The organism is Adhaeribacter aerolatus (genome assembly GCF_007991635.1).
GTDB classification, from domain to species: Bacteria; Bacteroidota; Bacteroidia; order Cytophagales; family Hymenobacteraceae; genus Adhaeribacter; species Adhaeribacter aerolatus.
Genome location: NZ_BJYS01000059.1, coordinates 24,981 through 32,093 on the forward strand (window position 1 = coordinate 24,981; position 7,113 = coordinate 32,093).

At 44.8% G+C, this 7,113-nt stretch carries 8 protein-coding genes; 1 reads left to right on the forward strand and 7 read right to left on the reverse strand.

Annotated elements, in window-relative coordinates:
* Positions 1-31 precede the first annotated feature (31 nt).
* From AAE02nite_RS25345 to rnk, 7 genes are all read right to left on the reverse strand, one after another.
* Positions 32-1,492 carry a patatin-like phospholipase family protein gene (locus tag AAE02nite_RS25345; RefSeq protein ID WP_146905387.1) on the reverse strand — a complete coding sequence of 487 codons (1,461 nt, stop codon included), beginning with the start codon at positions 1,490-1,492 and terminating at the stop codon, positions 32-34.
* The gene (locus AAE02nite_RS25350; protein WP_146905390.1) at positions 1,476-1,898 is read right to left on the reverse strand and encodes a DUF4345 family protein; all 423 of its coding nucleotides are present in this window, start codon (positions 1,896-1,898) and stop codon (positions 1,476-1,478) included. The genes AAE02nite_RS25345 and AAE02nite_RS25350 overlap by 17 nt, the downstream gene beginning before the upstream one ends.
* Positions 1,895-2,320: a patatin gene (locus AAE02nite_RS25355; protein WP_246151251.1), complete on the reverse strand. Its 426-nt coding sequence runs from the start codon at positions 2,318-2,320 to the stop codon at positions 1,895-1,897. Before AAE02nite_RS25355 ends, AAE02nite_RS25350 begins: the two co-directional genes overlap by 4 nt.
* Positions 2,256-2,792 (reverse strand): anthrone oxygenase family protein, encoded by a 537-nt coding sequence (locus tag AAE02nite_RS25360; protein ID WP_146905393.1) that lies wholly within the window; start codon positions 2,790-2,792, stop codon positions 2,256-2,258. The genes AAE02nite_RS25355 and AAE02nite_RS25360 overlap by 65 nt, the downstream gene beginning before the upstream one ends.
* A gap of 17 nt (positions 2,793-2,809) precedes the next feature.
* On the reverse strand, positions 2,810-3,706 hold the full coding sequence (locus tag AAE02nite_RS25365) for an acetoacetate decarboxylase family protein (RefSeq protein ID WP_146905396.1): 897 nt from the start codon (positions 3,704-3,706) through the stop codon (positions 2,810-2,812).
* Positions 3,707-3,725: 19 nt separating this feature from the next.
* Positions 3,726-4,781: an alpha/beta hydrolase gene (locus AAE02nite_RS25370; protein WP_146905399.1), complete on the reverse strand. Its 1,056-nt coding sequence runs from the start codon at positions 4,779-4,781 to the stop codon at positions 3,726-3,728.
* 462 nt (positions 4,782-5,243) lie between these two features.
* On the reverse strand, positions 5,244-5,654 hold the full coding sequence (gene rnk / locus AAE02nite_RS25375) for a nucleoside diphosphate kinase regulator (protein WP_146905404.1): 411 nt from the start codon (positions 5,652-5,654) through the stop codon (positions 5,244-5,246).
* 762 nt (positions 5,655-6,416) lie between these two features.
* Between rnk and AAE02nite_RS25380 the strand changes: the two genes are divergently transcribed.
* Complete coding sequence (locus AAE02nite_RS25380) at positions 6,417-6,827, forward strand: GreA/GreB family elongation factor (RefSeq protein WP_146905407.1); 411 nt, start codon at positions 6,417-6,419, stop codon at positions 6,825-6,827.
* The last annotated feature ends 286 nt before the right edge of the window (positions 6,828-7,113 follow it).

Here is a 7,113-nt window from a genome sequence, read left to right on the forward strand (position 1 = left end):
GTCAAAACCTTTATTAGTAAATTATTAAATTTTAATTATCGCTGAAGAAGTAACTCTTCAGGGTTTTCTTCACCCGGCGGCGTTCAAACCACCCATCGGCATTGTACACACTCAGGCTTTTGCGGAGGTAAACCCAATCGGCTACCGAAATCTGGAATATCGAGGATTGGAGCGGCTGGCCGGCCGGACTGGTGCCGGCGTATAATTTAATCTCAGCTTTTTTACCCGCACCCGACAGGAACCGGCTATTAAAAACGGTGCTGCCGGTTATCACATAAGATTTGCCTTCCATTTCGGCCCGAAACTGGAACTGAACTATTTTATCGCCCCCGGCGGGATTAGGCTGCACCGTCAGTTCTCCTTTAAAGCCATAATAGATGCGGAGGCCCTCCGGAAAACTTAGGCTGGCGTTTAGCTGGTAAGGCTGCTCCGTCCGGACAAAATCCTGAATGTCGTGGATGGTGAGCGATACATGCAGCACCGCCAGTTGGTTAAATAATTTGCCGGATAGCTTGGCCCGACAGGAAAAAGCAATGCCTTGTGATTTCATTTTGGTAGATAAATTAGGTTCGGCAATGGGGTCGGGGGGCAGGTTTAACAAATATTCTTTGGCATCGGCGTAGCCCATGTCAATTAAGGTGGTGGCGTTTACCCGGTTAAAATATAAATCCGGGTCCAGCGGCAGGGGATAGGCCGGTTTTATCAGGTGTACCCGGATGGCAGCTTTCTGGCCGTAAGGCGAATCGCCGCGGGTTATCCGCTGGTTCAGTTCGGTAATATAGTCTAATTCGGCGTACAAGGCTCCGTTGGCGCTCATTTCAATCATGTGCACATACTGGTTAAAAGTACCCCCTTTGTATTCGTGAATATTGCCGATAGCCCAAACCACCCAAATTTCTTCAGCCCCTCTTTTCACCGCTTCCAGGAGGTTCGCATCTTTTATCCAGACGGCATCGATGTACCAGTGGGCGTTTATTTTTTGCGCCGGCATAAACATGGGTAGGGAAACCCCGGCCAGCAGGTGGGGCAGGGTCAGAGATTCGTTGGGAATCGCCTCGTTTCTTTTCTCGGAATAATTGCACACGTTAAAGGTGCCGGCTAAGGCTTTTTCGGCGTTTATGCTGGCTAAATCTACTCCTAAATGCGGCAGTACTTTCAGGCGAATACCATCGGCATCGCCAAAAGCAGCCAGCCGCAAAGGGTTCAGGTATTTCCGGAAAGGCAGATACGACACAAAGTGCTTGCTATTGAGTGTGCGCCAGTTGTGGCATATTTCGTCGGTGGTAAGGCCCGATAACAGCATGGCCAGCGTAAATATGCCGCCCGAAGTACCATCGGCATGGGTAAATTGCAACCCGTGTTCCTCCAGGGCTTTTAACACCCCCGCCTGGTACGACAACCGCATGCCACCGCCCGCCAGCACCAACGACCTTTTCGGTCCCTGGTAGCCCGCCGGAACCCGGAAGGGTAGTGGTTTAGTTAAATTTTCCATGCGGTTGCAGTTGGTTTCGGGTGTAGAAAAAAATAAGAATAACGCCTACTAATTCGTAAATCGCAAAAAAGTAAAACAGCCAGTTGGGTGGGCCATCTACCAGGTAAGAAACAACCCGGGCCACTACGCCTAAAAACATAACCCCTAAAAACAAGCGGTTATATTTTAATTGCGAAAACACCTCCCGGGTAAACAGAATGGCGAACATGCCAAACCCAAATTCTACCAGCCGTAAAAACCGGTACTGGGTTAACATACTGGCCGCGGTGGTCTGGTCTACACTGGTCAGGTCAAAGTCGAAAAGCATTTTCTGGTCTATTCTGGCCCCTATAAAAGCTCCCCACAATCCCGCTACTATTAGCAGCCCCACGTAGGTGTAGAAGAAAAAATAGGCCAGCAACCTCATGTTTTTATTTTAAGTTTTTGCCAATAGGTAAAAATTAAAATCCCGGATACTAAATCGAAGAAAGCCACACCCAAAGCCAGACCAGAAAATATTCCGTTCAAAACGCCTAAGCCCACCGCCGCTGCTGCTCCGAGTTTTTGCAGACCGCACCAGAAAACCGGTTCCGGCCCAACCGGAGCCTGCCTTAAAGTCTGCCAGAGCAAACCTCCGAACAAAACCATAAACATTCCGATGATGGCAAAAAAATGGGCGCTGGTTTTATCTGTACTGGCCCCGATGAAGCTTAATACCAACGGCGCGGCCACCACTTGCACGGCACCCGTTAAAACCGTAACCGCTGAAATAAAAACGAGCAGCTTAGGCAGCAACCGGTGCGTTTCGCTGGCTGCTAATGGTTTGGTTTTTATATCTATAGCTTTCAAGGTATTTTATATAAAAGTAAGACATCATGCATAACCATTGTACCGTCCAGAGGCTTACCCTAATTACATTCAGCCGCATCCATTTGTCCAGCACTTCGCGCAATACAGCCGCATCTTTTATGCCGGCCGCCATTTGCTCGTTGTAAGGAATAATATAAATAATGGTAAGGGCCGTAGCCAGAATAACCCCTAAAAGCACCCCAATCGGGAACCAGCGCTTGTAACTGCGCCACTCCGCAATTGTCATAATCAAGGCGGTGGCCAGCATTACCATGGTCATGTAGGTAAAAAACTTAGTAGCCGCCGTTACCTGGGGCACAAACTGCATGTAATAATTATCGGGTGTGAGTTCGGGGGCAATCGGGAAAGAAAAAAGTAAAAGCGACCAACCCGTGCCCAGGTACATAGAGGTGCATAAAAACAACAGGGAATGATTTAGCCCTAATAAAGTTCTTTTGGTTTCGCCGCGCATGTTTTTATATTTTTAAATTAAACCCCCGCTGTTTCGGGTTGTTTAGCTGTTTGGCGGTTCGGTTTTTCTAACCATTCTTCGCCGTAGCCCAGGTGATACACACTTTCCAGGCCTTCTCCGGTTTTCTCCGGCAACTCGGGGTAGCTTAAAAACCAGCTCTCAAAATAATCATCCAAAATGCCGGTAGTTTTGGGCAAGTAGGCCGTAAATATGGGGTCCTGTTCTATTTCCAGATATTTGAGTTGAGCCGCATTGGGGTGATTGCCCAGGGTAATTTTAGCCGCTCCTTTTTTAAACAAGGTTAGCCCGGCTTTGCCTTTAAAATATATATACGATTTCATGAGCATGCCCCGGAAGCGGCAATAATTAGCCGCGCCCATGTTCATCGGCATAAAGATGCGGGCGGGCCGGGTTATATCTAGCCGCATTACCATCTGGCCGTCCAGGTCGTACTGAGCGCTGATTACTTCGGAGCCTTCTACAAAATCCAGATTGGCCTGGTGCTTGGGCATACCCCAGATGCCTTTCCCACCTTTCACCGAAATTTCGGTGCTTACCGGTAAATCCAAAATATACTGCCCGGTACCGTAGGCTTTCATGAGCATGGCCGGTAATAATTTAGGGGCCGGTTTGTCGCCGTGCGTACATGCCAGGGCAATGCTGTATTCTATGTATTTACCAATATCGGTAATGCGGTAATCTACCACCGTTACAATAAAAACTGCTTTGCCATTCCAGAGCCGGACTGGGTGCACTTCGTTGCCGGGTAACAGGGTACGGGCTTTCTCGTAATTGGCCGGAAAAGCGGCCATGATAACGGCGGCGTTGTCGGAGTTAATGGGTAAATGGTAAGGAATGCCATCTACCCGGGCGTACCTGCCTGCCTGTTTCAGAAGTCTTTTAGGAATAGCCATAGGGTTGTACTTTAATTTATTAGTTTACACGGAGTTCCTGCAACATCAAAGGGAAAACATCTTTATAGGCGTTTTTGCCTATAAAAACATCCAGGTGGCTGTAATCGGGTAATACCCGCAAAGCGTGGTAATTCTGCCGGAGATTATCAAAATATTTAAAACTCTGGACTTGGCTGTCGGGCAAAAAGCACAAATTTTTACCACCGGCAAAAAAAGAAATCCGGGCTTCAGTGGCCGGAGCGGCGGCTACAAACGAGTCGGGCAGTTCTTTCTTTTTCTCAATCGACATTAAATGCCCTGCTTTTACCGACCTTGCTATTTGCTTGTAAAAAGTCATAGGCACGGCGGCAAACTGGCTTTTAATCCATTCGTGGGTTTCGTCATTTAAATTTTCGTGGCGCCACAAGGCGGGGAACCCGCTGCCGTACGTAAAGCTAACCTGTTTGCAAACGCTGTTATTACACTCGTGGTGGGTGAGCTGTACCAGCGTATTTACCATTTTAGCCGTCAGGGAAGGGGCTTTTATTCCCCACTGTGGGTTTAAATAATCGGTTAGCTGCTTTACCATGGGTACCATCACCGAAAGTTTAAACCTCGAAAAATCGGGTACCACGGGGTGCAGCGAAACGGCATTGGAAACAATATTGGTAACCTGGGGCACCAGCCCGGCTACTACCGACATCATAAAACTGGTAGAGCCCTGGCAATGAATAATGGCTTTTATTTTAGGAGAGCCGGTAATTTCCACCACCTTTTTTACGGCTGCCGGATGGTCGTACAAAGCCGCTTGATCCAATGTCCATTTATTAGGGGCAAAATCAATGCTGGCGCGCCAGTTTTCCAGCCAAACATCGTACCCTTCTTCCAACAAAAATTCTACAATATTTTTATTTACCGGGGCTAAAAAAATACTGGCGCTAACCCCGGCCCCGTGTACCAGCAATACCGGATCTTTCGTATTTTTTGTTGAACCGCTTACATGAATTAGGTTGCATGGGAAACCATCTGCTGCTTCGAAAGGAAATATTTCGAACTGCAGATTTTTGCCGGCATATTTTTCGGTAACAGGCTTCATAAGGCAACGATTTTACATATTCAAAAGGCGTATAGGAGTTAATAGCAAATTATCAGGAAGGTCAACAATAGAATACTATAATAATATTATATTAAGGAAAGATAATGAATTTAATAAAAAATATCAAGAAAATATTGGAATAATTTAGGATAAAGATTTTAGGAATTTTAGCTAATCCTGGTTCTTGTTCTTGCCGGAATACACCTGGAATAAAGATATGGCGATTAGATAAACTTTATAAATTGGGAGAAATTGATAATCAGTTATTTAACTTTATAAAGATGCTCTTGAAGTACACCTTAATCAGGTGGTATCAGAAAGAATATTTAAAATAAAATAGCAACGAAATGAAACCGCTTTGGTGGCAGGTTAATTTCGTTGCTATTTTCAGACGTTAATTTATTTTATTTTAATAATTGGCTTAGCGCCAAAGTTTTCACTTAATATTATTTCAGTTAGATCTTACAAATGAAAATCACCGGCCGCTTCGGGCTGGTACAAAATATCCTCGATCCGGATTTGGACTTTGCCGCTGGGAACTTCCCAGTCAATTACATCGCCTTTCCGGTAGCCCAATAAGGCCGTAGCAATAGGCGCAAAAATAGATATTTTATTTTTTTTAATGTCCGCTTCTTCCGGGTACACTATTTCCATCTCCAGCTCCTTGTCGGTTTGCAGGTATTTGAGTTTAATTATCGAATGCATGGTAACTACATCCATCGGAATTTGGGTAGGTTCTACTACCTGGGCCCGGCTTAACTCATTGGTAAGTTTGTTAATCTCTTTCGTAAAATTAACAGAACTTTGCCGGAAATGGTGCATGCGCTCTCTCAGGCGCAGCGCGTCTTTTTCGCTGATTATTAAGTTATTCATAACTTTTTTTAAGGTTGTAAATGAATTAAGGTTTAAGGTAGGTAGTAGTATTAAGTCCAGTTTTCTGCCCTCTAACCCACCCGAGAAAAATAAAGATAGCAAAAATGCTCTTTTACCTGAACGTAAGAGTTATTTTAAATTATATCTACTACTCTAAAAATAATATAAGGGTTGCTACAGCCATAAAGAAGAAGATGGGGCTTGATCTGATTGGTTGGTTTTTACAAAAAATTTAGTTATCTTAGCCTATAACGCTTCTGCGGAAAGCAGCCAGCATAAAGGCTAAACCTGCTTTTTGGACAAATATATGGTTATATAATATTCAAACGCAGACACCGTTTTATTAACAAAGATCGAATTTATTTATGCCAAATTACCCAACAATAGCTTACCTGGTAACAGAACCGTTGCGCGGTTTAGTACCGGCATCGCATCATGCTACGCAAAGCGATGCGGTGGATGGCTACTGTTTGTATTTTTTTTCTGTTCCCAAAGTTTTTTTCAAATAAGCCGGTTCATTCCGGCAAAATCACGCTAATAGCCACGCAACTGGTGGAACAAAATAGTCATTTTCTACCGGTTTCAAAAGCGAATAAGCAAGTGGTTCTATAATTATTTCGATTCAGCGTACTTTTTTTCCGGCACTTCCGGAGTTTAACATTTACCATAACTTATTTAATCTAAATCCCGGCAGAAAAAGGTCTATGTCTGTACCTGCCGGTAAATTTATTTTTAATTAAACATCATTTAAATCTCATCGCCATGAATACCATTTATTTAACAGAAGAAGATTACCGGCAACTGGTAAACCTTATTCAGACCCAGCCCAAAAAGGAGGACCTTTTACCGGCTTACATCCGGTTAAGGACAGAACTGAAGCGGGCCAAGCGGGTGCCCTCGGAGGCTATTCCGCCGGAAGTAGTTACCATGAACTCGCGGGTGCGGGTTTTAGAAAAGAAGAGCGGTAGTGAAATGGAAATTTCGGTGGTTTTCCCGCACGAAGCAGATTTTAATGCCGGTAAAATCTCGGTATTATCACCCATTGGGATGGCTATATTGGGGAGCCGCGAAGGTGAGGAAGTCGTTTGGACGGCGCCTTATTGCAAATTTATTTACCGGATTCTGGAAGTGAAATACCAGCCGGAAGCCGCTGCCAGTTTAGATTTCCATTAACCCTGAAACAAAATAGCCGGACCCATTGGTTCGGTCATAAAATTGGCGCTTAGAGCTAAGGCTTTAAGCGCCTTTTCTTTGCCGTTTATATGCCTGGCAAATTATAAATTGGCCGAAACTACCGCCATAGCACTAGGTTTTCGCCAGCCATGAGTTTGGCAAAAGCTTAAGAATAGAGGTTTTATAACACTCGCAGATTAAAATTAGGACTTTCTCAAAATGGTTTTTTAACATTGTAAATCCTCCCCCTTGCCCCCTCCGAAGGGGGACTTTGGATAATTTTGCG

Bases quoted from the DNA above. Each gene is read 5' to 3' on its own strand.
- AAE02nite_RS25345 (WP_146905387.1), bottom strand. From the start codon at position 1,492: ATGGAAAATTTAACTAAACCACTACCCTTCCGGGTTCCGGCGGGCTAC.
- AAE02nite_RS25350 (WP_146905390.1), bottom strand. From the start codon at position 1,898: ATGAGGTTGCTGGCCTATTTTTTCTTCTACACCTACGTGGGGCTGCTA.
- AAE02nite_RS25360 (WP_146905393.1), bottom strand. From the start codon at position 2,792: ATGCGCGGCGAAACCAAAAGAACTTTATTAGGGCTAAATCATTCCCTG.
- AAE02nite_RS25365 (WP_146905396.1), bottom strand. From the start codon at position 3,706: ATGGCTATTCCTAAAAGACTTCTGAAACAGGCAGGCAGGTACGCCCGG.
- AAE02nite_RS25370 (WP_146905399.1), bottom strand. From the start codon at position 4,781: ATGAAGCCTGTTACCGAAAAATATGCCGGCAAAAATCTGCAGTTCGAA.
- rnk (WP_146905404.1), bottom strand. From the start codon at position 5,654: ATGAATAACTTAATAATCAGCGAAAAAGACGCGCTGCGCCTGAGAGAG.
- AAE02nite_RS25380 (WP_146905407.1), top strand. From the start codon at position 6,417: ATGAATACCATTTATTTAACAGAAGAAGATTACCGGCAACTGGTAAAC.